Source organism: Iodidimonas sp. SYSU 1G8, from assembly GCF_039655775.1.
Taxonomy (GTDB): domain Bacteria; phylum Pseudomonadota; class Alphaproteobacteria; order SMXS01; family SMXS01; genus RI-34.
On record NZ_JBBYXJ010000002.1, the window covers coordinates 1461499 to 1486005 of the forward strand.

At 64.3% G+C, this 24507-nt stretch carries 29 protein-coding genes; 15 read left to right on the top strand and 14 right to left on the bottom strand.

The window, feature by feature from the left end:
* The first annotated feature begins 35 nt into the window (after positions 1 to 35).
* A complete protein-coding gene (locus tag WJU17_RS18200; RefSeq protein WP_346328809.1) occupies positions 36 to 1046 on the top strand; it encodes an LLM class flavin-dependent oxidoreductase in 1011 nt (336 codons plus the stop codon).
* Here WJU17_RS18200 and WJU17_RS18205 read toward each other — a convergent pair whose 3' ends face one another.
* Positions 1047 to 2210, bottom strand: a complete 1164-nt coding sequence (locus tag WJU17_RS18205; RefSeq protein WP_346328810.1) for a GGDEF domain-containing protein — start codon at positions 2208 to 2210, stop codon at positions 1047 to 1049.
* A gap of 140 nt (positions 2211 to 2350) precedes the next feature.
* Here WJU17_RS18205 and WJU17_RS18210 point away from each other — a divergent pair, with 140 nt between their 5' ends.
* From WJU17_RS18210 to WJU17_RS18225, 4 genes are all read left to right on the top strand, one after another.
* Positions 2351 to 3442, top strand: a complete 1092-nt coding sequence (locus WJU17_RS18210) for an HPP family protein (protein WP_346328811.1) — start codon at positions 2351 to 2353, stop codon at positions 3440 to 3442.
* Positions 3443 to 3485: 43 nt separating this feature from the next.
* Positions 3486 to 4190, top strand: coding sequence for a phosphatase PAP2 family protein (locus tag WJU17_RS18215; RefSeq protein WP_346328812.1), 705 nt, complete (start codon positions 3486 to 3488; stop codon positions 4188 to 4190).
* 84 nt (positions 4191 to 4274) lie between these two features.
* The gene (locus tag WJU17_RS18220) at positions 4275 to 5111 is read left to right on the top strand and encodes a hypothetical protein (protein ID WP_346328813.1); all 837 of its coding nucleotides are present in this window, start codon (positions 4275 to 4277) and stop codon (positions 5109 to 5111) included.
* 87 nt (positions 5112 to 5198) lie between these two features.
* On the top strand, positions 5199 to 6395 hold the full coding sequence (locus tag WJU17_RS18225) for a patatin-like phospholipase family protein (protein ID WP_346328814.1): 1197 nt from the start codon (positions 5199 to 5201) through the stop codon (positions 6393 to 6395).
* Here the strand turns inward: WJU17_RS18225 and WJU17_RS18230 are convergent.
* Complete coding sequence (locus WJU17_RS18230) at positions 6362 to 7798, bottom strand: protein adenylyltransferase SelO (protein ID WP_346328815.1); 1437 nt, start codon at positions 7796 to 7798, stop codon at positions 6362 to 6364. The two genes, WJU17_RS18225 and WJU17_RS18230, sit on opposite strands and share 34 nt — an antisense overlap.
* 146 nt (positions 7799 to 7944) lie before the next feature.
* Here WJU17_RS18230 and WJU17_RS18235 point away from each other — a divergent pair, with 146 nt between their 5' ends.
* Both WJU17_RS18235 and WJU17_RS18240 read left to right on the top strand, forming a co-directional pair.
* Positions 7945 to 8688: a hypothetical protein gene (locus WJU17_RS18235; protein WP_346328816.1), complete on the top strand. Its 744-nt coding sequence runs from the start codon at positions 7945 to 7947 to the stop codon at positions 8686 to 8688.
* Between the two features lie 92 nt (positions 8689 to 8780).
* Positions 8781 to 9113, top strand: a complete 333-nt coding sequence (locus WJU17_RS18240; protein ID WP_346328817.1) for a hypothetical protein — start codon at positions 8781 to 8783, stop codon at positions 9111 to 9113.
* A gap of 6 nt (positions 9114 to 9119) precedes the next feature.
* Here WJU17_RS18240 and WJU17_RS18245 read toward each other — a convergent pair whose 3' ends face one another.
* The 3 genes from WJU17_RS18245 to WJU17_RS18255 form a co-directional block, all read right to left on the bottom strand.
* Positions 9120 to 9323 (bottom strand): hypothetical protein, encoded by a 204-nt coding sequence (locus WJU17_RS18245; protein WP_346328818.1) that lies wholly within the window; start codon positions 9321 to 9323, stop codon positions 9120 to 9122.
* Between the two features lie 75 nt (positions 9324 to 9398).
* The gene (locus WJU17_RS18250; protein ID WP_346328819.1) at positions 9399 to 10034 is read right to left on the bottom strand and encodes an endonuclease/exonuclease/phosphatase family protein; all 636 of its coding nucleotides are present in this window, start codon (positions 10032 to 10034) and stop codon (positions 9399 to 9401) included.
* 83 nt (positions 10035 to 10117) lie between these two features.
* Entirely contained in the window at positions 10118 to 11581 is a 1464-nt protein-coding gene (locus tag WJU17_RS18255) for a phospholipase D-like domain-containing protein (RefSeq protein ID WP_346328820.1), read from the bottom strand.
* Positions 11582 to 11702: 121 nt separating this feature from the next.
* Here WJU17_RS18255 and WJU17_RS18260 point away from each other — a divergent pair, with 121 nt between their 5' ends.
* Positions 11703 to 12605, top strand: coding sequence for a phytanoyl-CoA dioxygenase family protein (locus WJU17_RS18260; RefSeq protein WP_346328821.1), 903 nt, complete (start codon positions 11703 to 11705; stop codon positions 12603 to 12605).
* A 21-nt stretch (positions 12606 to 12626) separates the two neighbouring features.
* Here the strand turns inward: WJU17_RS18260 and WJU17_RS18265 are convergent, their stop codons facing one another.
* From WJU17_RS18265 to WJU17_RS18285, 5 genes are all read right to left on the bottom strand, one after another.
* Positions 12627 to 12812: a hypothetical protein gene (locus WJU17_RS18265; protein WP_346328822.1), complete on the bottom strand. Its 186-nt coding sequence runs from the start codon at positions 12810 to 12812 to the stop codon at positions 12627 to 12629.
* A gap of 94 nt (positions 12813 to 12906) precedes the next feature.
* A complete protein-coding gene (locus WJU17_RS18270; protein WP_346328823.1) occupies positions 12907 to 13836 on the bottom strand; it encodes a tetratricopeptide repeat protein in 930 nt (309 codons plus the stop codon).
* A 57-nt stretch (positions 13837 to 13893) separates the two neighbouring features.
* Complete coding sequence (locus WJU17_RS18275; RefSeq protein ID WP_346328824.1) at positions 13894 to 14391, bottom strand: hypothetical protein; 498 nt, start codon at positions 14389 to 14391, stop codon at positions 13894 to 13896.
* A 93-nt stretch (positions 14392 to 14484) separates the two neighbouring features.
* Positions 14485 to 15513, bottom strand: a complete 1029-nt coding sequence (locus WJU17_RS18280) for a hypothetical protein (protein ID WP_346328825.1) — start codon at positions 15511 to 15513, stop codon at positions 14485 to 14487.
* 2 nt (positions 15514 to 15515) lie between these two features.
* The gene (locus WJU17_RS18285) at positions 15516 to 16349 is read right to left on the bottom strand and encodes a CsgG/HfaB family protein (protein ID WP_346328826.1); all 834 of its coding nucleotides are present in this window, start codon (positions 16347 to 16349) and stop codon (positions 15516 to 15518) included.
* A gap of 502 nt (positions 16350 to 16851) precedes the next feature.
* Here WJU17_RS18285 and WJU17_RS18290 point away from each other — a divergent pair.
* Positions 16852 to 17262 (top strand): hypothetical protein, encoded by a 411-nt coding sequence (locus WJU17_RS18290; RefSeq protein ID WP_346328827.1) that lies wholly within the window; start codon positions 16852 to 16854, stop codon positions 17260 to 17262.
* A 7-nt stretch (positions 17263 to 17269) separates the two neighbouring features.
* Here WJU17_RS18290 and WJU17_RS18295 read toward each other — a convergent pair whose 3' ends face one another.
* The 3 genes from WJU17_RS18295 to WJU17_RS18305 form a co-directional block, all read right to left on the bottom strand.
* The gene (locus WJU17_RS18295) at positions 17270 to 17938 is read right to left on the bottom strand and encodes a response regulator transcription factor (RefSeq protein ID WP_346328828.1); all 669 of its coding nucleotides are present in this window, start codon (positions 17936 to 17938) and stop codon (positions 17270 to 17272) included.
* A 596-nt stretch (positions 17939 to 18534) separates the two neighbouring features.
* Complete coding sequence (locus WJU17_RS18300) at positions 18535 to 18837, bottom strand: hypothetical protein (RefSeq protein WP_346328829.1); 303 nt, start codon at positions 18835 to 18837, stop codon at positions 18535 to 18537.
* Between the two features lie 177 nt (positions 18838 to 19014).
* Positions 19015 to 19344 carry a helix-turn-helix transcriptional regulator gene (locus tag WJU17_RS18305; RefSeq protein WP_346328830.1) on the bottom strand — a complete coding sequence of 110 codons (330 nt, stop codon included), beginning with the start codon at positions 19342 to 19344 and terminating at the stop codon, positions 19015 to 19017.
* A 93-nt stretch (positions 19345 to 19437) separates the two neighbouring features.
* Between WJU17_RS18305 and WJU17_RS18310 the strand changes: the two genes are divergently transcribed.
* The 6 genes from WJU17_RS18310 to WJU17_RS18335 all read left to right on the top strand — a co-directional run bounded on the left by WJU17_RS18310 (position 19438) and on the right by WJU17_RS18335 (position 23871).
* Positions 19438 to 19824: a hypothetical protein gene (locus WJU17_RS18310; protein WP_346328831.1), complete on the top strand. Its 387-nt coding sequence runs from the start codon at positions 19438 to 19440 to the stop codon at positions 19822 to 19824.
* A gap of 8 nt (positions 19825 to 19832) precedes the next feature.
* Positions 19833 to 20243 carry a hypothetical protein gene (locus WJU17_RS18315; RefSeq protein ID WP_346328832.1) on the top strand — a complete coding sequence of 137 codons (411 nt, stop codon included), beginning with the start codon at positions 19833 to 19835 and terminating at the stop codon, positions 20241 to 20243.
* Positions 20244 to 20263: 20 nt separating this feature from the next.
* Entirely contained in the window at positions 20264 to 20806 is a 543-nt protein-coding gene (locus WJU17_RS18320; protein WP_346328833.1) for a hypothetical protein, read from the top strand.
* Between the two features lie 114 nt (positions 20807 to 20920).
* Positions 20921 to 21898: an NADPH:quinone oxidoreductase family protein gene (locus WJU17_RS18325; protein ID WP_346328834.1), complete on the top strand. Its 978-nt coding sequence runs from the start codon at positions 20921 to 20923 to the stop codon at positions 21896 to 21898.
* Between the two features lie 16 nt (positions 21899 to 21914).
* Entirely contained in the window at positions 21915 to 23090 is a 1176-nt protein-coding gene (locus WJU17_RS18330) for an aromatic ring-hydroxylating dioxygenase subunit alpha (protein WP_346328835.1), read from the top strand.
* A gap of 67 nt (positions 23091 to 23157) precedes the next feature.
* Complete coding sequence (locus tag WJU17_RS18335; protein WP_346328836.1) at positions 23158 to 23871, top strand: 2OG-Fe(II) oxygenase; 714 nt, start codon at positions 23158 to 23160, stop codon at positions 23869 to 23871.
* Between the two features lie 3 nt (positions 23872 to 23874).
* On the opposite strand, the gene WJU17_RS18340 is transcribed toward WJU17_RS18335, so the two are convergent.
* Complete coding sequence (locus WJU17_RS18340) at positions 23875 to 24423, bottom strand: tetratricopeptide repeat protein (RefSeq protein ID WP_346328837.1); 549 nt, start codon at positions 24421 to 24423, stop codon at positions 23875 to 23877.
* Between the last annotated feature and the right edge of the window lie 84 nt (positions 24424 to 24507).

Sequence of the window (24507 nt, forward strand, 5' to 3'; positions counted from 1 at the left end):
CTGTCAGGTATGGATGTCCAGCGGAGGGGAACGCGATGGGACGGTCGGTGAACTTCGGGCTGTGGTACGACTTTCGCAATCCCGCGCCCTGGTCGATGCCCGCCGAGCGCTTCCACGCCCAGGCGCTCGACCAGATCGCCGCCGCCGAGGGTCTGGGCTTCGACAGCGTCTGGCTGACCGAGCACCATTTCACCGACGACGGCTACACGCCGTCGCCGCTGGTGATCGCCGCCGCCATCGGCGCGCGCACCACGCGCATGCGCATCGGCACCAATCTAATGATCCTGCCGCTGCAGGATCCGCTGCGCATCGCCGAGGACGCGGCGACCGTCTCGCTGCTGACCGGCGGACGCTTCGACCTCGGCGTGGGCGGCGGTTACCGCCAGTTGGAATTCGACCAGTTCGGCCGTGACCTGCGGCACCGGCCCAGCCTGATGGAGGAAGCGGTTGCTATTATCCGCGCGGCGTGGAGCGGCGAGCCGGTGGACTTTCACGGCAAGCGCTTCGACGTCGCGGGCCTGCGGGTGACGCCGGTGCCCGAGCATCCGCCGCGTCTGCTCCTCGGCGGGCTCAGCGCGCCGGCCATGGCGCGGGCCGCCGCCATCGGCGATGGCTTCCTCTCGACCGGCGGGATCGGGCACGACGTCTATACGGATGCCTTGCGCGCGCAGGGCAAGCGGCCGGAGGATGGCGCGATCTATGCGGGGCACTGGGGCATCATCAGCGACGATCCGGAGCGCGAGGCGGCCAGGGTAGGCCCGCATGTGCTCTATCAGGCGAACACCTATATCCGATGGGGCGCGTTCGGCCCGCCCGAGACCACCCCGGAATTTCTGGATGCGCCCGCCGCCATCGCCGGCGGGCTCTATGAATTGTGGGATGTGGAAACGGCGGTCCGCGAGCTTGGCGCGCTGCTCAAGGCCTGGCCGCAGATCAAGGACATCCATTTCTGGGCCAAGTTCCCCGGTGAACGCTTCGAGGACGGCTGGAAGCGGATCGAGTTGCTGGCGAACCGGGTGTTGCCGGCTCTCAGGGCAACCCTCTGATCAGGCGCGCGCCGAGACGACGACCTGGTCGCGGCCATTGGCCTTGGCCGCGTACAGCGCCTTGTCGGCGCGATTGACCAGCGCATCCCAATCCACATTCTCGGAAGGATAGGCCTCGGCCAGTCCAATGCTGATGCTGAGGGCGCGCTCGAATTCCCCGGGCAGGATCATGGTGGCGACGGCGCGCAAAAGCCGCTCGCTCAGCGCCTGGGCGTCGGCGACCGACGTATCGGGACAGACGACGCAGAACTCTTCGCCGCCATGGCGGCCGAGTGTGTCAGTCCCGCGGCATGTACCAGCCAGCGCTTCGGCGATCAACACCAGGGCGCGGTCGCCGGCTTCGTGACCAAGCGTATCGTTGACCGACTTGAAATGATCGATGTCGATCAGCAGCAGGGTCACGGGGGTTCCGCGCGACGCGCATGCCGCGAGCGCCTTCTTTCCTGCCTCGGTCAGCGCCCGCCGGTTATACAGCCTGGTGAGTTCGTCATGATTGGCGAGGTAATCCTTCTCGTCGATGGTCCGTTCGAAATACATCAGCAACATGCCCACCGAACTCAGCAGCCCGCCCGCCATGGGCAACAGGTACAGCATGGCGACATTCAGCGTGCTGTCGGTCAGTGGCGTCATCTGCCGCCCGGTGGCCAGCAGGATGCTCGCCCTGATGATGACCGGAGCCAGCGTGATCGCATAGGCAAAGACCACGAGACGCCGGGCGATGGTCATCGGTTTGCCGTCGCCGCGCACGATTTCGAACATGATCAGGCTGACCGCCACCGTGACGGCCACAGCAAAGCTGATGATACGCCAGACGGCTTGATCGCTGGCCATGAACAGGGCCGCGACGAAGAGGGCGTGGCCCCACGCCAGCGCCCAGCCGGACAGTTTCGGCTCACGGTCGAAGAAAACGCGGGTGCCCTGCCACATCCAGATCAGGCCCGCGACGATGGCGCTGGTGCCAAGCCAGATCGCCGCCAGGCTCAAGCCGGTCGCGATGAAGGGAAAGGGAAGGATGACGCCGATCGCCACCAGGGCGCTGGCGATGGACCAATAGCGGGTGCAGGGGTCACGGCGGGCGGCGAGGTACAGCCCGAACATGAACAGCGCGACGGCGGCTTGAGTGAGCGCAAAGGCCACGCTGCCCGTCAGTGCCTGAAATTCCACCTTGTCCCCTCCGCCTCGTGCAGAGCATACAGGCCGCCACCAATGCGCTCAACGATCATCCCTGACGGCCCCGTAAGGATGAGGCTCTTCACGCCCGGCGGGGAATGCTTATGATCCGCGCGCCTGTGGCGGAGTTTGCGATGAAGCAATGGTTGCTCGCCCTTATACCCCATCAGCCGCCGGCCTCGTTCGCCGAGCGGGCGCGTGCCGCTGTCGGGGCATTGTTCGGCCTTGCGCTCGCTTCGGTGGTGACTCTGCTTGTCGCCGGTCGGACGGACGGCATGGCGCTCCTGATCGCGCCCATGGGCGCCTCGGCGGTCCTGCTTTTCGCCGTACCGGCCAGCCCGCTGGCACAGCCCTGGTCCATGTTGGGGGGCAATGCGGTGTCGGCGATCATGGGGGTCAGCTGCGCGCTGCTGATCGCCGACCCCCTGTGGGCGGCGCCGGCCGCCGTCGCGGCCGCCATCGCGGCCATGTCGCTCCTGCGCTGCATGCATCCACCGGGCGGAGCGGTCGCGCTGACGGCGGTGATCGGCGGTCCGGGCATCCTGGCGGCCGGCTATGGGTTCGTCCTGAACCCGGTCCTGCTCAATTCCGCCCTGCTGCTCGGGGCCGCGCTGGCCTACAACAACCTGACCCGCCGGCCGTATCCTCACGTGACGCCGGTACCGGCCGCGCACCGGACCGGCGATCCGCCGGCCCAGGACAGGGTCGGCTACACGCCGGCGGATATCGACGAGGCCCTGAAACACTTCGGACAGCTGCTCGACGTCGATCGGGATGATCTGGACGCCCTGTTTCGGGAGGTGGAGGCGCAGGCGCACCGGCGTCTGCACGGCGAGATTGCCTGTTCAGCGATCATGTCGCGCGACGTGGTGACGGTCTCGCCCGACAGCACCACCGCCCTGGCGCTGGCGCTGCTCCGGGCGCATGCCCTGAACGTCCTGCCCGTTGTGGATGCCGAAGGCCGGCTCGTCGGGCGTATCGGCTACGCCGAACTGGCGGAGTCCACGGGCGATGTCCTGCACGCCATGAGCCACCACATCGAACGGACGGCGCCGGAGACGGCGATCGACCGTCTGCTGCCCCTGCTGTCGCGCGGCCATGTCCACGAGGTCATGATCGAGGATGGCACCGGACGGCTTGTCGGCGTGGTCACGCAGACCGATCTCCTCGCCGCGCTTTATCGCTCCCATGTGGTCGAGGCCGTCGCGGGCAGCACGCGGCGCTGACGCTGGACATTGAATTCGGTCGGGATCGGTGCGAATTGTAGGCATGATCAATATCATGGCCAAACTGCGCCGGATCCTGCCCGGTGAACTCGGTGAACTTTCGGTGCTGGCCGGCATCTCGCTCGTCGCTGGTTCCCTGCTGGGCGTGATGCTGCTGACGGACGAGGTGCTGGAAGGTGAAACTCACGCCTTCGACCGTGCTGTGCTGCTCGCCTTGCGTGAACCGGACAACGTGGCCCTCCCCATCGGCCCGGACTGGCTCGCCAGCGTGGTGCGGGATCTCACCAGCCTGGGCAGTACCGCGGTTCTGAGCCTGATCGTCGCGGCAGCGGCGCTTTACCTGCTGCTGGACGGAAAGCGCCTGTCGGCTGCCCTTGTGTTGGTCTCGACCCTCGGCGGGTGGGCGATGGGCAATGGCCTGAAGCTTCTCATGGGGCGCGAGCGGCCCGACGTGGTGCCCCATCTCATGCATGAGATCACCTTGAGCTATCCGAGCGGCCATGCGCTCATGTCCGCCGTGATCTATTTGACCTTGGGCGCCTTGCTGGCCCGCGCCGAACGGCGGCCGGCCTTCAAGGTCTACCTGTTCGGCGTAGCCGTATTCGTGGCCTTCATCGTCGGGCTGACGCGCCTTTATCTCGGCGTGCATTGGCCTACCGACGTGCTCGCGGGATGGGGGTTGGGCGCTGCCTGGGCCATGGGCTGTTTGTTGGTCGCCGGGTGGTTGGAGCGCCGCTGGCGGCGCTGAGTTTTCCGGAACAAATCGAACCTGGGTTGGTTGGAAGCAATGACGGGGTCGTTGATTTTCGATCAACCAGGAAAGGAAGACTCAATGGTTGGGTATCGCGAACATCTGGAACGGCGCGAGCGGGAGCGTTCGGAAAGCGGACGGCGTCCGTGGGAAGGCTATCGCGGCAGCGACGACAAGCAGGTCGAGGACTACGGCAGTGCCGGTGGGCAATACAGCACGCCGAACGGTCCCGACCAAAATCCCTACAATGACGAGGAAGAGGACCGTCGTCGCTTTTCGCGCGACCAGGGCGAGCAATACAGCCGCAGCTGGGAAGAGGAACGGGCACCGCGATACCGTGGCGACCGCGACTATGATCAGCGCCAGCAATGGTCCGACCGGGGGCAGGGCGCCGGTGGCTACACGGCGGGTGGCCAGTATGGCCAAGTCGGCTCGGTGCGCGAGGAACCCCGAGACCGGGGCGGTTACAGCAAGGCCAGTCATTACAACGAAGGCGGCAATCGTCGGGGCTATGGACAGGGCGGGTTCCAGCAGAGCCGCTATGGCCAGGAGATGGACCAGAGCGGCGGCTATGGCGCTGGTGGCTATGCCGGATACGGCAGTCCCGCGCAGGACCAGGCCTCGGGCCAGCAGCATGATCCGGAATATGCCCAGTGGCGTCGGGATCAGGGCCGCAAATATGATGATGACTACAAGTCCTGGCGCGAAGCGCAGCTGAAAAGCCACGACGATGATTACGAGAACTGGCGCAAGGAGCGGCACGAGCAGTTCGGCCAGTCATTCAACGAATGGCGTCAGAAGCGTGAGACCACCGAAGCCGGGGGACAGTCCAGGGACGAGCCGTCTGGGCAATCCTCCGCCAAGCAAAGTCCACCCTCGGGGTCGCCTGTCCTGCGCGCGGAAAAGTCGCAGGGCTGATCCATCCGCGATCCGTAAAGGCCGTCCCGTCGGGGCGGCCTTTTTGCGTTGGGCGAGGAGATGGCGGCTGGATTATAGTGCCGCTTCATGGAGATGGCTGCGTCACCACGATCCGAACCACTCCCCCGCACGGGTCTCATTCTCGCGGGCGGCGGCGCGCGCGGCGCGTATCAAGTGGGCGTGCTGAAGGCTATCGCCGAGCTGTTTCCGGGCGTCGCCAATCCGTTCCCGGTGATCTGCGGCGTTTCGGTCGGCTCGATCAACGCCGCCTTCGTGGCCAGCCAGGCCCATGATTTTCCCAGCGCCATCGAGCGCCTGGAACAATTGTGGCTGGCGCTGCGAAGCGACAAGGTATTCCGCACCGATGTCGCGACCGTGACGACGACGGCGATGCATTGGCTGCTGACCCTGACGGTGGGCGGCATCGGTGGCGGGAACCCCATGGCGCTGCTGCACAACACGCCACTTTACCATCTGCTGGTCCGGGACATCGACTTCGCGGGCATCGAACGCCGCCTCGACGAGGGCGCCCTGGATGCGCTCGCGATCACGGCGTCGAGCTATGCCAATGGTCGGGCGATGACCTTCTTTCAGGCGGCGGACGGTCTGCCGGACTGGCGCCGCGCCCGGCGCGACGGCGTGCATTGTCGTGTCGGCGCCGACCATCTGATGGCCTCGGCGGCGCTGCCGATCATCTTTCCGCCCTGGAAGGTGGACGGCGATTACTATGGCGATGGCTCGCTGCGCCTTACCGCGCCGCTCAGCCCGGCGATCCATCTGGGCGCCGAGCGGATTCTGGTTGTCGGCACGCGCGACCGGCTGGTGGAAACGGCGCAGGGAGGCGAGCGACACCAGCGTCCGCCAACGCTCGGCGATATCGCGGGCCATCTCCTCGATCTGCTTTTCAACGACAATCTGAACGAGGATGTGGAGCGGCTACGCCGGATCAACCGAACCCTGTCGCTGGTGCCCGGCGACAAGGCGCGGGACAGCATGCTGCGCAATATCGAGGTCCTCATCGTCCAGCCGTCGAAGAATATCGGCGAGATCGCGCGCAAGCACGTCCGCGAGATTCCGTGGACCATCCGCGGCCTGTTGCGCGGCGCCGGCGCTTGGGGCTCGGGCTGGCGGGTGCCCAGTTATCTGCTGTTCGAGCCCGGCTTCTGTGGCGAACTCATCGAACTGGGCTATACCGACGCCATGACGCGGCGTGACGAGATCGCCGCGTTCCTCGCCGGAGAGGCGCCCGTTCAGTCGGCCGACACGGACGCCAGCCCGGTGTAACAGTCCCCGGCCAGCCGGATCTCCTCGATCTTCTCGTGCAGCCCCGACCAGTCGTCCCGGTTGGCGATATCCGCCCACAGTGCCTCGACTTCCTCGATGAGCAACGTCGACGGCGCGCCGCGCTGCAAATAGGCGTGCGATAGCGCCCGGTCGGCCCCAGGCGCTGGCCGGGCGGCACGCAGCCGCTCCACAATGGGCACCCACTCCGGGGCGCCATACACGTCCCGATGCGGGCTGGCGGCGACGCGGTTCGCCCGCGCGCCGCCGACGAGATCGAAAAACGCCCGTTCATAAGGCACGCCGGTTTTGTGCAGGGCGTCGTAGAAGCCCTGCACCAGTTCACGGTCGGCGTCTTCCCCCGAAGGCGCGAGTGCCAGCTTGGCATGGGTACGCAGCGCCAGTCGGCTCCAGAAGCGGGTCTGAAACTGGTTGAGGCCGTCGACCAGGGCGGTCTGGCTGGACAGGTCGAGGAGGCACCCGGCCAGGCGCTCACAGTTCCAGAAAAGGGCGCCGGCCTGCCTGCCGAAGGCGTACAGGCCGCTGTGATCAAAGTATGCGGCGGTGAAATTCGGGTCCAGCGTGGGCAGAAAGCGCCACGGGCCATAGTCGAAGCTTTCGCCGGTGATGGTGGTGTTGTCGGTATTGAGGACGCCGTGCACGAAACCGGCGACCCACCAGTCCGCCGCCATGTCGGCGATGGCGCCGACGGCCAGGGCGAAGAACGCGGCGACCGGATCGGCCGCTTCTCGCGCCTGGGGCCAATACTGCTCGATGCAGTAGTCGACGAGCCGTTTGAGATCGTCCTGCTTGTCCAAGGCGGAGAGGCGCTGGAACGTGCCGATCCGCACATGGCCGTGGCTGAGGCGCACCATCACGCTGGAGCGGGTTGGCGAGGGTTCGTCGCCGCGCACCAGAGCTTCCCCCGTTTCGATCAGGCTGAACGTCTTCGAGGTGTAGACGCCCTGGGCCTCGAGCATTTCGGTCGCCAGGATTTCCCGGACGCCGCCCTTCAGCGTCAGGCGTCCGTCGGCGGTGCGCGACCAGGGTGTCTTGCCTGATCCCTTGGTGCCGAGATCGAGCAGGCGACCATCCTTCGCATCGCGCATCTGAGCGAACAGAAAACCGCGCCCGTCGCCAAGGTCCGGATTGTAGCTGCGGAACTGATGACCGTGATAACGCAGCGCCAGTGGGCGGGGAAAATTGCCGGGCAGCGGCTCGAACCGGCCAAAATGGCTGATCCATTCCGCGTCGCTCAAGGTCTCCAGCCCGACCCGGGCCGCCCAGCGGTCGTTGCGGAACCTGAGGATCGTCTGCGGAAAGTCCGCCGGGGCGACGGGGTCAAAGAATTCGGCGCCCAGGCGGTCGTGGCGCGGATCGGGCAGGTAGCTTGTCGAAACGGGCACCGGTCATTCCTTCTCTTGGTCTGTCTGTGTGCGGGATGAGGGGTGGCGAGTCAACGCCTGCCAGGGTCCAAGTCTGCGCGCCCCAATGACTTGCGCTTTTGTCCGCGCGCGCGGTGCCGTATGATGGAGGTCGGCTGGGGGCTGACATGCGACTGAAGAAGATGTTCCGTTTGGTGGCGGAGGGCTTGCGGCGCGGCCTGACGGGCGAGCGCGTCAGCATCGCCATGTCCGGCGACGCGGTGGCGCGGTCCGTGTTCGAAGAGTGGTCCGCGCCGCATCCGCGCTTCCGTTTTATCGCCAAGAAGCAGTGGGGTCCCGCGCTGATCTCGCTGGCGGCGGAGGGCGAGACCTATCTGAAGGGCAGCCGGTACGCGGATGCCCGCCGTAAGGCGCGACGGGCCGAGAAGGCCGGTTTTGTCGTTCGCTCGTGTGTTGCGGCTCATCACCGCGCTGAAATCCTCGCCATTCATCAGTCCGCGCCCAAGCGTCAGGGCAAGGCGGTATGGGATGACTTCGTATCCGAAGCCGACGTATCGGCCTATTGCGACAAGCCGTTCATGTGTACCGGCGTGTTCGACGCCGCCGGCCGGCTGCATGGTTATGTGCAGTGGGCCGAAGCGGGTGACATCATCGTCTTCTGCCGGTTGATGGGGCATCATGACAGCCTGAAGCTGGGGATCATGTATCTGCTGCTGACCACGCTGATCAAGGATGCAGTGGCCGACGCGCGGCTGCCTGGCCGCCCGCGCTGGCTGCAATACGCGATTTACTGGGATGGCACCGATGGTTTGCGCCAGTTCAAGCGGGAACTGGGCTTTCGTCCATACCGGGTGAAATGGCGCTGGCGTCCGCAAGCGGACCAGACACCGTTACTAAAGATGGCAGCCTGACCATAAAAACTTCACGAAACCGTCGCTCGCGCCCCGGAGCATTAGGCCTATATCCAAATCCACGGCGCAACTCGGTGGACTGGAGGTCGCTCATGACTACGCTGTATCATCTCACGTCCCGCAGCAACCTTCGCAGCATTCTGGCTGAAGGCTTCCGCGACAGCGGCTACAGGTCGCGCGCGGGCCATGCCGGAGTACGCTTTTGCGACCGTCGCGGCGCGCTTTCCATGACCGGCGCGTTGGCCGCCGTCGAGGTTGAGGTGCTGTTGTCCGACGAGGAACTTTCCGCTTTCGAGTGGGTTGACGGAACATCGGGACAGCGTGAGTTCGTCATTCCGGCGAAGCGGGTCAACGATCATTGCCTTCTCCACGTGATCAGCGAGGCCGAGGCGCGCGCTCTGGCACTTTCCTCGGCCCTACGCTGAACCCGTCTAGTGAAGCGGCGGAACCTGTGCGCCGTCCGCGGCCGACGTCGGTGAGATGCCTTCCTGCGGCGCGGTGCCGGTGATCGGGGCCGTGCGCTTGGAGGGTGCGGTCTGGGGAGCAGCGTCGGCGTTGTTGCTGGATTTACTGCGGGCAACAAGTCCGGCGGCGAGGGTAGCGCCGGCCAGCGCGGTGAGCAGTCCGATCTTCATGTCATGGGTCCTTTCTAACTAACGGGATATGGCATGAACCATGCCGCTTACCGTTAGTTCCGCTGCCGCCTGATTTTACTCGGCGGCCACCGGCCAGGCCTGGTGATGATGCTCGGGCCGCAAGTGAAGCACGATAGGATGGTGGTCCGATGCGCCGCGCGCCAGCGTCGTCGCGGAAACGCAGCGTATGCTTCTGGCAAGGCACCGGTCGAGACGGAGCGGAATCATCCGTCCGCACATGTGGGTGCGCTCGCGGGGGCCGATGTCACGGAAGCCGGGAAGTATCGTAGGCCCGACCGCATTATAGTCGCCGATGATGGCGGCGGGTCCGGTCAGCGAGGTGCACAGTCGATGCAGCTGCCAGCGGTTGAGCCACTGGCCATGAGACAGATGCACGTTGGCGAAGGTGATTTCCCCAACATGAAGAATCTGGGCAATGCGCGGCGGCAGGCGCCCGGGCATGCGTGATACCGGCAGGGTGAATGTTTCGCCCGGGGTGACCTCGTGAGGGCTCCATGCGGCCAACCCGTAGATCCGGCGATCCATAGGCTCGTGAAACAGTGTACCCCCGGCGAGATCGGGAAGCCGGATCACCTGAGACGTTGCCTCCTGCATCAGAACCAGATCGGGCTTTTCCTGTTGGATCAGTTCCGCCACATCCTTTACGGCGGCGCCTGTACGGCGCAGGAGATTCCAGCTGATGATTTTCAACGTGACGATCCTTGGTCGCGAGTATTCAAGCGGGATAAGCCCCAAATGGGAACGTAAGTTCCCCGACGCAAGGAGATAGTCGGTTAAAGATAGGGCAGCAGCAGACGGGCCGCGGCGTCGCGGAACTGCCGCAGCGGCGGTCGACCGGAGATTTCCTCGAGCGTCAGCGGACGCGACTTCGCAATCTTGCGGTCGATCAGCGCGTCCATGGTGCTGGTGATGTCCTCGCCGTAACATTCCAGATTGAACTCGAAGTTGAGCCGCAGGCTGCGGACGTCCCAGTTGGCGCTGCCGAGCAGGCACCACTGGCTGTCGACCGTGACGAGCTTCGAGTGGTCGAACGGCGCGGGCGTAAGGAAGCAGGCGACGCCGCGCTGTAGAAAATTGGCAAGATGCGCCCGCATCGCCCAGTCCAGCAGGATATGATCCGACGCCTCGGGCAGGATCAGCTCGACGCGGACGCCGCGCAGTGCGGCGAGCACGATGGCCGATGACAGTTCGCTGTCCGGCAGGAAATAAGGTGACACGATCCTGAGGCGCTGCTTGGCCTCGCACGCGGCGACACCCATGACGGCCTCGAGCTTGCCCAGGTCTTCGTCCGGGCCGGAACTGATGCCGCGCGCCGGCATATCGCCCGCCGCCTTGAGCGCCGGCCACCATGCCGGTCCGTCCAGCGTCTCGCCCCGTGTGAAATGCCAGTCCTCGGCGAAGGTCAGCATGAGTTGGCCGACGACGGGGCCGCGTACCCGGAAGTGCACATCCTCCACCTGGCGCGGCCGATGCAGGACGCGGGTGTTCTCGGCGCCCAGATTCAGGCCACCGGTGAAGCCCAGTTCGCCGTCGACGACCAGGATTTTCTTGTGGCTGCGCATGTTCAGGAACGGCATCCGCCACGGCAGGACATGATGCATGAAACGGGCGACCGGGATTCCGGCGGCGCGCAAGCGGCGGACCGCGGGTGACCAGATGTAGCCGCTGCCGATGCCGTCGACGATGACCCTGACATCGACGCCGCGCTTGTGCGCCTCTGCCAGTGCCTCGATGAAAGACTCGCCCACCCGATCCGCTCGGAAGATATACGAGGCGACCGCGATGGTGGAGTGCGCGGCGCGGATGGCACCCAGCATGATCGGGTAGGCGGCGTCGCCATTGCCCAGCATGTCGATCTGGTTTCCCAGCGAGAGCGGGCGCTCTGTTACCCGCGCCGCCACGGCGGCGATGGTGGCGATCTGTTCGCTGAGACGTTCGCCAATCAGGTCCCTGTCGGCCGCCCCGGGATCCACCTCCGCCGACTCGCTGCTCGCGGCCCGCGCGCCGCGGCTGGTTTGCCCGGGCCGATCAGGCAGGGCGAGCCGCATGGCGCGGCGGGTGACCCGATTGATGCCAAAGGCGTAGTAGAGGAACGGGCCGAGCAGGGGAGACAGCCACGCAATGCCGATCCAGCCGATGGCCGCGCGCACGTTGCGCTTGCTCAGCAGGGCATGCCCCGTCACCAGCAGCGCGGCGATGATATGAGCGGCGATGAGAAACAGCTTCATGAACGCCATGGTAATTCCATACCAGGGATTGGCGACATGAATAACGTTGCTGAATGGCCTTCGGTTCGAGGCACCCATTGACCGCGCATGTCGGCTCGGCCAGCATGAACGGGTAAACGGGGAGGTTTGCATGGGCGAAGTCGCTGCGAGAGAGTACACCGATCCTGTCGTCGCCGCGTCCACAGGGACTGATTGGCGCGGCCTGATCACGCCGGAGGTCCGGGAACAGTACCGGCGCGACGGGGTGATTTTCCTCCGACAGGCGCTTCATCCTGAATGGCTGTTGCTGATCGAGCTGGGGTTGCAGCGGATCCTGTCCAATAGCGCGCAGACCAAGCACAAATTCTTCCAGGGTGAATCGGGCGAGTTCATCGAAACCGTCCGCAATTTCGAGCACAGTTTCGAGCTGCAGCGACTGATGTATGATTCCCCCATCGCCGACATGATGTCCGTGTTGTTGGGCTCCGAGCGCATCTGGCTCTATTCGGACGAATTCTTCCTCAAGGAAGGTCTGGGCAAGCGCACGCCCTGGCACCAGGACATGCCGTACTGGCCACTGGAAGGCGAGCAGATCGCCTCCATGTGGATCAGCCTCGATCCGCTGCCCAGGGAACAGTGTCTGGAGATGATTCCCGGTTCGCACCGGACGACCCGATATGACGGCTTCAGCCCGCGCGACGTCTCGGTCGATCCGACGCTGCCATATTATGGCGAGGACTTGCCCCCTCTGCCGAATATCGAGGCGGAACGGGACAAGTGGAACATAACGGCCTTCGACATCGAGCCGGGCGACGTGATCCTGCTCCACCCCGGTGTCCTTCATGGCGGCGGATGGACGCCCGAGGGCGGTCGGCGGCGCACGATCACCATCCGGTGCTATGGCGAGGATGTGGTCTACGCCAAACGGCCGGCCTCACGGCCGACCGTACCCCTGACGCCGGGGCTGTCGCTGCAACTCAAGCCGGGAGAGCCGCTGCGTTCCGCCTGGTATCCGCAGCTCAGACCGTTGCCGGCGCATCAGATCGCCCGCTGATCTCAGCGGGGGTTCGCAGGTTCAGTCGAAAGCATCGCGGCGGCGCGGCGTCATGACGCGTTCGACGTCTTCGCCGACGGCGTGCGCGACAGGCAGCACCAGCTTGAACAGAAGTCCGACCGCGCCCAGGAAGACGAACAGCAGGCCGATCGGGGACGAGAGCGCGATCAGGATGAAGCCGCAGAGAATGAGAAAGACAGGGGTCATGTTCGGTCTCGTTTGAAGGGCACCACGGGTGCGTGTTCTGGTTGCTCAACGCGGCGCCGAGACGTCAGTTCCGGTGGCTGGACCGTGGCGGTCTCTATTGGGTCTTGACCTGCTGCCATTGGCGTTTCGTCAGCCATTGCTTCGACAGTTCCCCGGCGTCGATGACAGCGGCGTTGCCGATTGTCGGCGTCAGGCGCTTGACGGTTTCACGCGCCTGGCTGGCCAGCGGCCGGTCCGCGCCGACGGCGGCGATCAGCAGCCACTTCATGCCTTCGCGCGGGTCGGCGGCGATGAATTTTCCCGTCACCAGATGCAGCCCGTATTCGTACTGGGCCCGCTGATTGCCGGCCTCCGCCGCCTGCGAGAACAGGGCCTGCGCCTTTGTGGGGTCCGCCGGGACGCCTTCACCGGCGGCGTAGGCGGCGGCGAGGTTGTACTGGGCGCCGGGCAACCCGGCGTCCGCGGCTTTCGTCAGCAGCGCCAGGCCTTTCCCGGCATCCTGTTGCACGCCGTCGCCGCGCAGGTACATCAGTCCCAGATTGGTTTGCGCGACCCCTGATCCCTTGTCCGCCGCCTTCTGAAACCATGTCGCCGCGGCCTGCCTGTCGCGCGACAACCCATTGCCGTCATACAGTGCCCGGGCCAGCGCGATCTGCGACTGGATGTGACCGGCTTGCGCCCCCCTCGTAAAAAGGGCGGCGGCGCGGACCGGGTCCGCCGGCATATTCCAGCCCTTGAGCTGCAGCGTTCCCAGAAGAAATATTGCTTCCCGATGGCCCCGACCGGCGGCCGACGACAGCAGCCGAATGACAGATGCCGGCTCCTGCTTTCCCAGTTTGCCGGTAAGACCCAGCACCGCGAGCGTGTACTGGGCGTCCGGATCCTGCTCCTTCGCGCGTTGCACCAGCAGATCGATCGCGGGCGCGGATGGGGGCCCACCGGAAGCCGCTGCAGCCGTTTCATCCGCTTGGGCGGGCGCGATGACGGCTTCCGGTGGCAGGACCGCCAATAGGCTGGCGGTCAAAAGAAGGGCGAGGGTGCGGGTCGGGGAAAATGCTGAGGTCGGCATGAGGGCCTCCGATCAGAAGTTGTCGCTGGCTGCTGGCTGTTGATTTTCGGCGCCGAACCAGCTGCCTCTCGTGAAGGCGGCGCTCGGCGCCTGCTCGGTCTTCGAGGCGGTCGCGGAATTGACGCTTCGACCCTTGCCGGTCACGGCGACATTGTCGCTGCCGTTGGACGTTTCGTTGCCGGCGGTGCTCGATTCCGAACCCTGGGTGCCGCTGTTGCTCTGTTCCGCATTCTGCGTCACCGAGCCGGTCGCGCCATCGCCCAGGTTCTGGACGACCTCGGTGTAGTTGCCGATGGAGGTCGAGCTGGAATTGTAGTTGGTGACATACTGGGTCAGTGCGCCCATGCCGCCGCTGCCGCCGCTCATCTGGCGCTGAAACTGGAATTGTGCGGAGAGGCTGGCAGAACGGGCCGAGTCCCAGGGTGTCTTGCCGATCTGCTGCGCGCTCGCCGGAGCGACGCCGGTGATGACGGCGACAGCCATGACGCAGATGGGAAAAGAAGCCTTCATCGGAAATCATCCTGTGCAAGAGGCTGTGGGGGGAGCCGCCGGGGAAGAGAGGGGGTCTTCCCCGGCGAAACCCGTTGGCTCGTCGTCGAGGCGTTACTCGCCGCCGCCCGTGTCGCCGCCCGGGTTGACCGAGGGAACATTGACGCTGATCGACTTGTTGTTGCCCACCGCGGTCGCAACCGAGTTCACCAGCGGGCGGTCGAGCGCGCCCATGTTGGTGTAGTTGTAGACGTTGATGTCGTAGACGTCCGACTTGGCGCTGACGTCGGCGATTGCGATCTGCTTCACGTCCGCGATGGCAAGCCGATCGTCGCCGGTGGCTTCGATATCGACGGTCAGGTTGTTGCCAACGGCGGTGGCCGAGCTGTCGACCGACGCGTTCAGGATGTCATAGACTTCCGACGTCGCCTTCACCTTGGCCGGCTCGACACTGCCGAGAGAACCCAGGCTCAGACCGTCCGAGGCGCTGTTTTCTCCGCCCAGCGTGATATCGCCAACGGCCCACTGCTCTTCATGAAGCTGGAGAGCCGTGTCGCCGCTGATGCTGGTGTTGTTGGCGACCGCGGTCGCGGCGCTGATCACTTCCGGCAGTTCGGTCAGGGCGTCCAGCGGTTCGGATTCGCCGGGCTCCATCTCGACGGTGATGCTGCCCAGATCGATCGTGGTGGAAACGCTGCCATTGACGCCATCGGCGGGAATGTCGGTCTCGTTGACATTGCCGTTTTCGATGGTGCCGGTGACCACGTCGCCGGTCGCGGTGCCGCCGGGGAGGAAATCGCCGCCGAGGCCATATTGAGCGTCGACGTCGATCGAACCCAGATCGACTTCCATCGGGCCGCCTTCACCGGGGCCAGAAGGTTGGTGGTTGTAGATGCCGCTCACGGTGGAATTCGCGGTCACGTCACCGATCGAAATCTGGAGATCTTCGAGCATGACCATGCCCGTGGGTTCCAGGGTGAAGTTGATGACGCCGGTTTTGGTGATCGTCTCGTTGATCTGGGCGTCCCAGCGCCAGTTGACGTCGTCGAACGCCTTGGCGGGCAGAGCGCCCATGGTCGCGAAACCCAGCACGGCGGCGGATACGCCGGCCAGAAGCCCTGCCTTATTGATGTTGATCGACATGATCAGAGTCCCTTTCTTTTTTCGAGGTAAGTGTTCATGAAATCGGTCCGCTCCAGCGCGCACTCCGGCGACGCGGGAAGACCGAGATATTCCGTCATGAATTGGTACACGGACATTTCCACGACGGACCGTACGCCGAGTTGCAGCGGTTCGTTCTTGATACGACCCGCGTCGAACTCGACGAGTTGAGAGCCGAAGAAACGGAAAACGTTTGCTTCGATCTCAAATCCATAAATCTGTTTCTGAAGAGAACTGACGTAAATGACGTCGAAGGTCTGCGCGTTTATCATGCGCAGATCGAGTCCGACATTGATGATGACTGTCCGCCCCTTGGCGCCGGCGCCCTGAATGAACAGTCCCGCCCCTTCGCTCAAGATGTTGTAGTTGAGCTCGGTGAGTGCGCCGAGGACCACGAAGTCACTGGCCCGGACCGGACCGACCGGCTGGCTTGCCTGCTGCGTGATCATCTTGGTTTCGGTCATCTTGTTTTCGGCCAGCGGAATCCGCAGATCGAAGCGTTCGACCATCCGTGTCTTGCCGGACTTGTAGAAGGCGCTCATCACCATCTCGCTGATGCCCTGGCTGGCGACGGAGCTTTCGCCCAGGCCTTCGCGCTGTCCGGTCTTGTCGGCGACCTCGCCGACCGAAATCACCGGCAGTCTGTTACCCGGCTGGCTCGCCAGCGCGGCGAGGCAGCGCGTGTACGGCGTGTCGTTGTTGGTGACGGGGAAACTGAGGGTCGGCTCAACACCTTTGCTGCCGTAGATCTGGGTTGCGCCACAACCGGCCAGCGTCGCGCCGAGCAAGGTTGTGATGACTAGTCTTGCGATAAACATAGGCCCTCCCGTTTGACAAAGTGCCAAACGCCTAACAGTGATTGTGAATTCAGGATCCGTTGGCTCAAGACCCATTCTGGGTAGCTGGAAGATCGCTTCGTAAACTCGATTTAGGCAAGATAGAGGCAAATAAAGGCGGATAGTAAGGGCTGCATTGTGGGTATTACATTTGATATTTATTGAGATGATATTTTCCCTAAAGGGTAAAAATGGATATTTTTTGGATTTTATGATCCGCTAGGCGGCAAAATTATCGCCGCCGCGCCCGCATTGGAAAAGCCGCGCCGCAAATTCCACACGGATTGTGATGTTTCATGATTCAGGAAGCCGTTTCGGCGGTGGTTGGAGCTTTTCCAGACTCCGGCGGCGGCAAGACCGCTCTAGTCCTCGTCCGGGCTAAGAAGCGGAAATTACGAGGTAGACGGCTTGCATGTCTTCAAAGCGGGCTCCAGGTGAGGCAATTAGCATTTCGGTGCACGGCACCGTCACTGGAGGTATGAAGATGTTGAGGTTAGGGCTGGTTTTGGGCTTTGCGGTCTTTGCGCCGGTTTCCAGCGGCTTCGCCGGAGAACCTATCGCGGATGTCACGTCCATCGACGCACCCGAAGGGGTGCGACCGCAGCCTGTTCGTCCCACCGTGGGTATCAGGCCGCCCCAGTCAGGCGTGCCTGGGCAACTCGATTCCTCGGCTCCGCCGGCAAGCGTGCCTGCGGAGGGGCCGCGTCCAGGCGACGAGACGGCGATCCCTATCGAAAAAGTGGCGGCCTCCAGGGACGATGCCCCCGATGATCGTCAATCGAGCAGCGCTCCCGTCGATGGCTGGACCGGATTATTGAACGGGGATGATGCCGAAGCGGCGGAAGGGGCGAAACCGGAGGACCATCAGGATGACTGGACGGCGGAGTTTCGCTAGCGGATCCTCAGGAGGCGCATGAGCTGTCGTGGCCATAGCCATGATTGAGGGCCCAGATCGCCGCTTCGGTGCGATTTCTCGCACGGATCTTCTTGAACACGGTCTTGATGTGAACCTTAACGGTTCCCTCGGCGATATTCAGCCGCTTGGCGATGATCTTGTTGGGATAACCGTGGGCAAGGCAATTGAGGATGCACTGCTCGCGCGCCGACAAATCCGGGGGAAGATCGTTCGCCGGCTCGGCCATCCGCAATGACCGACCCGATACCAGGACATCGACGAGGTCGCTGGGCAACACTTTCTCGCCGGTGATGACGAGCATCAGCGACTGCTTGAGCGCATCAGGCGTGATATCGCGCAGCAGATAACCGTTGGCCCCGGCCTTCATGGCGGCCTTGAGCTGCTGCAGTGACATCTGGTCCGACAGCACCACGACTGGGGTCTCGGTGGAACTGCAGAGATGCGTCAACTGCTGTTCCTCCTCGCTGGCTTGTTCGAGTTGCGTGGTGAGCGCGACCAGGATGAGGGAAGGCTGCTGCTCGGCCGTCAGGTCTTCGGTCTGACTGATGTCCGGCGCTTCAAGCGTCACGGTGAAAACAGAATCGCGAAGCAGCATTTTGAGCCCTTCGCGAAAGAGTTTGCTTCGGTCGACAAGCCATATGGCATGTTGCCCCATTCGTCCCCTCTTGGATCGAATTCACATTAAACTTTAAGCAGTTGCTCAGGCGATAATCCCGCCTGTCCAACGCTCTGGAACTAACCCAAGGTGCCCATCACATCCTTGTGATGCCGGAGAAGTTTGGTTCGATTGTGTCAGAATAATGGTTTGAATGCGCTCCTTGTTGCGAAAATCGTGGGCGCGAGACTTTCTGCCTCCTGAAGAGAAGAACTAATCTAGATCAGTCTTTGATATGTTCTATATTGAATCGGTATCATGATACAGACAGTGTGCTGCGAGAAAATGTCTTCAGCGGTGCTGCTGGAATGAAATCCATCAATACTGCCTACAATCTTGCATTCAGTGAGAGACTTTGCCCTTTATCGGCAGGCTGTGTGACGCGGGATTTCGTCCTGCGGCTGTAGCGGCGGTCCCGCGCTCAGGGCCCAAGCAAGCCGAAAATTTTTTGATGGGCCCAGGAACTCAGCCGGAAAGATCGCGTTTCAACAATATCCCTCCCCCGGGGATACCGCTTCTGCGGTGACTTCCTAGACTTCCGACCTCCGCCACATGCGGGGACGGCAGGGCGCCCGGATCCCCCCTCCCGGGCGCCCTCATTTTTTCTCGCGTTCCGTTGCGTCGTACTGCAAGGCGGTGGCCATTCGCCAGCCGGCCTGATCGGTCAGAAACGCGAAATCATTCCCCAGCTCCACCGTTTTCCAGAACCTGCAGGCTCTCGGCGCGGCGCTCCCGGTTGGGCGGATCACAACGTCGAATGCATGGCCATCCCGATCCGTCCAGGCAAACCCGCCGCGCTGACCGTCTGGACCCGACTCCGACCATGGCTCGATCCCGCCGGTCAGGTCGCGCAGGCGGTATACGACATCAAGCATCATTTCCGACCGCATCGCATGCATTCTCGATTCCCTCACGCTGCGTGAGCCCCATCCTTTGTCGGACTATGGCTCTTGGGCAAGAAAGAATAACTTTTAGTGATGTGGTTTGACCGGTGAAGATTGAGGGCGATATAGTATGTTCATGAAATGTTCCTATAGGCGGCGTGCTTTGGACCGGTGGCAAAATCCCTCTTCGAACTACCCCTCCATTAACTGGATCCGGCGATAAAGCGCCAGGGGAAGCCCTGATACGTCGCCGAAGTAGAGGTAGTCGGCGGTTGCGCCGGTAAGCTGGCGAATGCGGCCGAGAGTCTCCGGATGGGGATAGCTTTCGCCCCGCTCGTACTTGCCGTAAGCGCCTTCCGCCACGCCCAGGGCCTCGGCGAACGCACGCCGCGTCGCATATGAACTCGCCTCTCGAACGGATTGGAGGCGCCGGGAAAAGTCAGCGAGATGGGGCGAAAGGAGTTTGGGCATTGCCAACCTGAGCGTAAGCGACGGAGACATATGGCGGAATTCGTTCGCCATTGGAAATATAACCAAAAGTAATATTACTGGATAGCGGCGTGAAGTGACGACGCCATCGTCCTGGCCGCCCCGTGCATCACGAAAGGACCGAACATGCCCATGATGGCCGTTCCGCCGGAGTCCCGTGAAGTTCTTCTTCACCGGGAGGCGGTTGATCTGCTGACCTTCCTGGAGCGTCAGGAACGACTCACCTTTCTCCATCCCGCGGATGGTCAGGCGCTGGCAGGAAGTCCGCGTGAGCGGGACGCCGCCATCTCGCGCTTCCGCCGTCTCGGTATGCGGGGCGGCGTTCCCGACCTGATTGTCGCCGCGCCCGGCGGCATGACCGGCTGGGTCGAGCTCAAAACGGGTGGCGGATGCCTCTCGGCGGCGCAGGCGGGCTGGCGCGAGAGCCTTCGTGGGCTCGGCCACAATCACAAGGTGGTGCGTGACATGGACGGTCTGGTCGCCATGCTGCGCGGCCTGGGCATCATGGCCTGAGCGCGCCCATGACGGCGAAACGAAACATGAGCCCGGAATACCGCCGCTATCTGGCGGGAAAGCTGATGCAGATGGCCGGTTCGGGCCGCACGCAGGGACAAGCCGGCCGCGCGCTCGGCATCGCGCCGCGCGTGACGGGACAGATCTGCCGCGAGAACGGCATCGAGTTCCTCGCCATCGGCCTGCGCCGCCGCACCGAAACCGGCCCGCCGGTTCTGGTGCCCGAGTTGCAGGAGGCCGTCGATGAGTTACGGCGGCATCACGCGCCCGTCTGCGCCGAAAACACCATTCGCCGGCCCCACATGATCCCGCGCCCTTACACGGCGCGAACACTCTTTCGTGTAGGCGAGCGATGGGGCGTGACGGCGGAGGAGGTGTTGGCGCTCGCACGTGAACGCCGATCGAGCCGCGCATCCTGACCCTGACGGAGTAGAATAGAATGGCAAGACGCGGCAGGCCGCGAAATCCCCAGGCCAAACGGCGACAGACCACGCTGGCGGGCCGGGCGCCGGACCGCGATCACGGCACGCTGCAGCAGCAGATGCGACGTGCCGAAATGGTCGGCGCGCGATTGGTCCTGATCGAGAACGGTCGTGTTCTCGCGGACCGGGACGCGGACCTCTCCTACTCGCGGCTCGCGATTCTACTCGCGGGCGGTGCGATCACGCGCCGCCAGTTCGAGGCGGGCGAGAAGTACCAGCACCTGGCATGGACCGCCCATGGCCGTCCCTTCGTGCGCGGATTGGACATCGCGAGGCCGCGCGACGGTGCGCGGTCGATGGCGGAACCCGACATGCTCGATGGCGACGACCGTCGCCGCACCGTGGCGCGGCGACTGCTGGCGAAGGTGGACGACTATGTGAAGGCGCTCGACAGAGAGGCCGCGGACTCGGTGAAGCGCGCCTGCCAGTTCGACCGGGACGCCGATGTCGCCTCGCTCCGGCTGGGTCTGACGGCGCTGGCGGCCTGGTGGGGTCTGTAGCGCCGTTCGTCTTCCAATCCCCTTGCCCGTGCCGCGTCCGCCGTCCTACCCTGCGCGCCGGATAGACCGGACGGTAACGTCCGGCTGGACTCAGGATTTGTAAAGGGGATCGAGATGCGGGCATGGCGGGCCGAGACGTTCGGCGAGGCGATTGATGTTCTGAAGCTGGTCGATGCACCGGTGCCGGAGCCGAAGGGCAATCAGATTCAGGTGAAGGTGACCGCCGCTGGCGTGGGTCTGCCGGATGTGCTGATGATCCGCGGCAACTACCCGGCCGTCGCCGCGCCGCCGGTGACCCCTGGCCAGGAAGTGGTCGGCGTGGTGACCGCCGCCGGTCCAGAGGCGGATGTGAAGATCGGTCAGAAGGTCATGACCTCGACCCAGTTCGCCAGCGGCGCGGGCGGCTTCGCCGAATACTGCCTCGCCTCGACCAATTCGGCGATGACCATCCCGAAGAACATGAGCGACGAGGAAGCCGCCGGTTTCTTCGTGCCCTATCACACCGGCTATGTCGGCCTGGTGCAGCGCGGCCAGATCAAGGCGGGCGAGACGCTGCTGGTTCTGGGCGGCGCCGGCTCGTCCGGCTCGGCGGCGATCATGCTGGGCAAGGCCATGGGCGCGACCGTCATCGCGACGGCGAGCAGCGCCGACAAGGCCGAGTTCTGCCGCAAGCTCGGCGCGGATCACGTGATCAACTACAGCGAACAGCCGATTCACAAGGCCGTGCGGGAACTCACCGGTGGCGCTGGCGCCCAGATCGTCTACGACCCGGTTGGCGGCAGCGCCTACGAGGCAGCGACCAAGTGCATTGCCCAGCATGGCCGCATCGTGTTCATCGGCTATGGCAGCGGGACGTGGCCCAAGGTCGATCCGCTGCATGTCGTGCTGAAGTCCTACACGCTGATCGGCGCCTTCGCCGGCGCCCGGACGACGGAAGAAACCCGCGCCCACCACGCGCATCTGGTCGAGCTTGCCGAGGCCGGCAAGATCGGCGTGCCCGTGGACAAGGTATTCGATTTCGATCATGTGCCGCAGGCCATCGACCGCCTTGCCAGGGGCGAGATGCTCGGCAAGGTCGTGGTCAAGCTGTAACGGGGGGAAGAGCGGGATGGACCGGTTCGAGGACTATAACCAGATCGCTGACCGGCTCGCCGATCACGCGCGGGACGGCACCACCGATTCCGCGCCGGACATCCTGCGCATTCCGGCCTCGTACTATCTCGATCCCGAGCTCTGGAAGATCGAGGTCGAGCGGATTTTCAAGCGGGTGCCGCTGCTGCTCGCCTTCACGGGCGAGCTGCGTCAGCCTGGCCGGTACAAGGCGATGAAGGCGGCCGGCGTGCCGGTGGTGATGATCCGTGGCCGCGACGGCGTGGTGAGGGCCTTCCTGAACGCGTGCCGTCATCGCGGCGCGCGGGTCATGGAGGAGGGGACTGGCAAGTGCGTGCGGATGGTCTGCCCGTATCACGCCTGGGCCTATGACGAACGCGGCGCGCTGGTGAAGGTGGCCGATCCGGAGAAGTTCGGCGATTTCGACACGGCGGGCGAAGGCCTGACCGAGCTGCCCTGCGCCGAAGTGGCCGGCCTGATCTTCGTCAGCCTGACGCCGGGCGCCGCAATGGACATCGACGCGTGGCTGGGCGGCTTCCGCGAGGAACTGGAGAAGCTGGAGATGGCGGACTGGGAAGTCTGCGCCACCCAATCTCTGGAGACGGCCAACTGGAAGCTGGCTCATGACGGTTATGTGGACGGCTATCACATCGCCTCGCTCCATCCCAAGACCATCGCGGCGTTCTCCCAGTCCAATGTGCTGACCTATGATGCCTTCGGCCCGCATCAGCGGATCGGCTTCGCGCATCACAACATCCTGCCGGTAACCGAAAAGCCGCCGGCGGAGCGGACGCTGAATGACGGCCTTACCGTGATCCGCACCATCTTCCCGCATGTCTCGCTGGCGGTGCGCCATGGCGAGGGCGGCGTGGTGTCCCAGCTGTTTCCCGGCCCGACCCACGATACGTCCTACACGATCCAGGCCTTCCTGGCGCCCAAGGTGCCGGAAACCGAGGAAGAGAAGGCCATGTTCGGCATGCGCACCAAGATGCTCTACGAGGTGGTGCGGGACGAGGACTACAAGACCGTGGACGGCGTGCAGGAAGGCCTGGCCTCGGGCGCGATCCCGGATGTGATTTTCGGCCGCAACGAGATCGGCAACCAGCGGCTGCACAAGTGGATCGCCTATTACTGCCAGGAAACGCCCGACCCATCGGCGAGGCCCGATCTCTAGGCGCAAGCAACGGGATGATGTCCGGTCTTGGCGGCGGTAGACTGGCGGCTTCAGCATTGGAGCGCCCATGACATCCTCTCTCGCCCATCGGATTGAGGCCATCGACTGGCAGGCAATTGCCACCGACCTGGACGGGCAGGGCTGGGCGCTGGTGCCCGGCTTGCTGTCGGTCTTGGAGTGCACCGGGCTCATCGGTCTTTATGACCGCGAGGATGGGTTCCGCAAGCAGGTGGTCATGGAGCGCCACGGCTATGGGCGCGGCGACTACAAGTACTTGTCCTATCCGCTTCCCGGGCCGGTCGCGGCGCTTCGCGAAAACCTCTATCCGCCGCTGGCGCGCATCGCCAATGGCTGGAATGGCGCGCTGGGGGTCGACGTGCGGTTTCCGGACGTCCATGCCGACTTCCTGCGCCGGTGCCATGAGGCGGGCCAGCGGCGACCGACACCGCTCCTGCTGCGATATGGCGCGGGCGACTACAATCATCTCCATCAGGACCTTTACGGCGAACAGGTGTTCCCGCTGCAGGCGGCGTTCCTGCTGTCCTCGCCCCAGGACGATTTCACCGGCGGGGAATTCGTGCTGACCGAACAGCGGGCGCGCATGCAGTCACGCGTCGAGGTCGTGCCGTTGCGGCAGGGAGACGGAGTGATCTTTCCGGTCAACCAGCGTCCCGTCAGAGGCGTGCGCGGCATCTCCCGCGCGGTCATGCGTCACGGCGTCAGCCGGTTGCGCTCGGGCGCGCGGTTCACGCTGGGTGTCATCTTCCATGACGCCGCCTGACGTTCAGTTGAGCAGGCCGCCCAGCTTCTGGTTAAGGTCGGCGACCGCGTCGCGCATGCTGTCCAGGTGCGGGTGGATGCGCAGCGCTTCCTCGAAGGCGATCAGAGCGCCGGCTTCATCACCCCGGCGCAGGCAGATCTGTCCATAGCCGGACAGCGCCCCGAAATGGCGCGGCTCGAGCCGCAACGTCTGGACGATGTCGGCGACGCTGTCTTCGTCACGGTCCATCAGGAAAAGAACGGTGGCCCGCTTGTTCCAGCCTTCCGCCCACATGGGAAAAGTGGCCACGACACGGTCTAGCTCGCGTTCCGCCACTTCATAGGATCCGGCGCGCATCATACGCAGCGCCCGCGCCATGCCGTCGGCGGCGTTCGGGTGAGGATGCGACGTCCATACGCTCCAGATCATGGATTCGGTTTCGTCGACGGGACGGGGCGGATGCGGGGCCGCCAATTCAGCAAACAGCGAGTCCAGCATGCGGGGCACGCCGCCAGCCGGTTTGCGATCCGGCGCTGTGACGATCAGGTCGATGACCTGGCGGTAGACATCCATGACTGCGCCTCCCTGCGCGTGACGCGTAGGCCGAACCTACGCCCGATCCGCGGCCGAGGGAAGAAGCCGCTTGCGGCGGCGCCG

What these genes read in the sequence shown, in the direction of transcription:
- WJU17_RS18200 (WP_346328809.1), top strand. Translation starts at nt 36, where the DNA reads ATGGGACGGTCGGTGAACTTCGGGCTGTGGTACGACTTTCGCAATCCC.
- WJU17_RS18210 (WP_346328811.1), top strand. Translation starts at nt 2,351, where the DNA reads ATGAAGCAATGGTTGCTCGCCCTTATACCCCATCAGCCGCCGGCCTCG.
- WJU17_RS18215 (WP_346328812.1), top strand. Translation starts at nt 3,486, where the DNA reads ATGATCAATATCATGGCCAAACTGCGCCGGATCCTGCCCGGTGAACTC.
- WJU17_RS18220 (WP_346328813.1), top strand. Translation starts at nt 4,275, where the DNA reads ATGGTTGGGTATCGCGAACATCTGGAACGGCGCGAGCGGGAGCGTTCG.
- WJU17_RS18225 (WP_346328814.1), top strand. Translation starts at nt 5,199, where the DNA reads ATGGAGATGGCTGCGTCACCACGATCCGAACCACTCCCCCGCACGGGT.
- WJU17_RS18235 (WP_346328816.1), top strand. Translation starts at nt 7,945, where the DNA reads ATGCGACTGAAGAAGATGTTCCGTTTGGTGGCGGAGGGCTTGCGGCGC.
- WJU17_RS18240 (WP_346328817.1), top strand. Translation starts at nt 8,781, where the DNA reads ATGACTACGCTGTATCATCTCACGTCCCGCAGCAACCTTCGCAGCATT.
- WJU17_RS18245 (WP_346328818.1), bottom strand. Translation starts at nt 9,323, where the DNA reads ATGAAGATCGGACTGCTCACCGCGCTGGCCGGCGCTACCCTCGCCGCC.
- WJU17_RS18255 (WP_346328820.1), bottom strand. Translation starts at nt 11,581, where the DNA reads ATGGCGTTCATGAAGCTGTTTCTCATCGCCGCTCATATCATCGCCGCG.
- WJU17_RS18260 (WP_346328821.1), top strand. Translation starts at nt 11,703, where the DNA reads ATGGGCGAAGTCGCTGCGAGAGAGTACACCGATCCTGTCGTCGCCGCG.
- WJU17_RS18265 (WP_346328822.1), bottom strand. Translation starts at nt 12,812, where the DNA reads ATGACCCCTGTCTTTCTCATTCTCTGCGGCTTCATCCTGATCGCGCTC.
- WJU17_RS18275 (WP_346328824.1), bottom strand. Translation starts at nt 14,391, where the DNA reads ATGAAGGCTTCTTTTCCCATCTGCGTCATGGCTGTCGCCGTCATCACC.
- WJU17_RS18280 (WP_346328825.1), bottom strand. Translation starts at nt 15,513, where the DNA reads ATGTCGATCAACATCAATAAGGCAGGGCTTCTGGCCGGCGTATCCGCC.
- WJU17_RS18285 (WP_346328826.1), bottom strand. Translation starts at nt 16,349, where the DNA reads ATGTTTATCGCAAGACTAGTCATCACAACCTTGCTCGGCGCGACGCTG.
- WJU17_RS18290 (WP_346328827.1), top strand. Translation starts at nt 16,852, where the DNA reads ATGTTGAGGTTAGGGCTGGTTTTGGGCTTTGCGGTCTTTGCGCCGGTT.
- WJU17_RS18295 (WP_346328828.1), bottom strand. Translation starts at nt 17,938, where the DNA reads ATGGGGCAACATGCCATATGGCTTGTCGACCGAAGCAAACTCTTTCGC.
- WJU17_RS18300 (WP_346328829.1), bottom strand. Translation starts at nt 18,837, where the DNA reads ATGCATGCGATGCGGTCGGAAATGATGCTTGATGTCGTATACCGCCTG.
- WJU17_RS18305 (WP_346328830.1), bottom strand. Translation starts at nt 19,344, where the DNA reads ATGGCGAACGAATTCCGCCATATGTCTCCGTCGCTTACGCTCAGGTTG.
- WJU17_RS18310 (WP_346328831.1), top strand. Translation starts at nt 19,438, where the DNA reads ATGCCCATGATGGCCGTTCCGCCGGAGTCCCGTGAAGTTCTTCTTCAC.
- WJU17_RS18315 (WP_346328832.1), top strand. Translation starts at nt 19,833, where the DNA reads ATGACGGCGAAACGAAACATGAGCCCGGAATACCGCCGCTATCTGGCG.
- WJU17_RS18320 (WP_346328833.1), top strand. Translation starts at nt 20,264, where the DNA reads ATGGCAAGACGCGGCAGGCCGCGAAATCCCCAGGCCAAACGGCGACAG.
- WJU17_RS18325 (WP_346328834.1), top strand. Translation starts at nt 20,921, where the DNA reads ATGCGGGCATGGCGGGCCGAGACGTTCGGCGAGGCGATTGATGTTCTG.
- WJU17_RS18330 (WP_346328835.1), top strand. Translation starts at nt 21,915, where the DNA reads ATGGACCGGTTCGAGGACTATAACCAGATCGCTGACCGGCTCGCCGAT.
- WJU17_RS18335 (WP_346328836.1), top strand. Translation starts at nt 23,158, where the DNA reads ATGACATCCTCTCTCGCCCATCGGATTGAGGCCATCGACTGGCAGGCA.
- WJU17_RS18340 (WP_346328837.1), bottom strand. Translation starts at nt 24,423, where the DNA reads ATGGATGTCTACCGCCAGGTCATCGACCTGATCGTCACAGCGCCGGAT.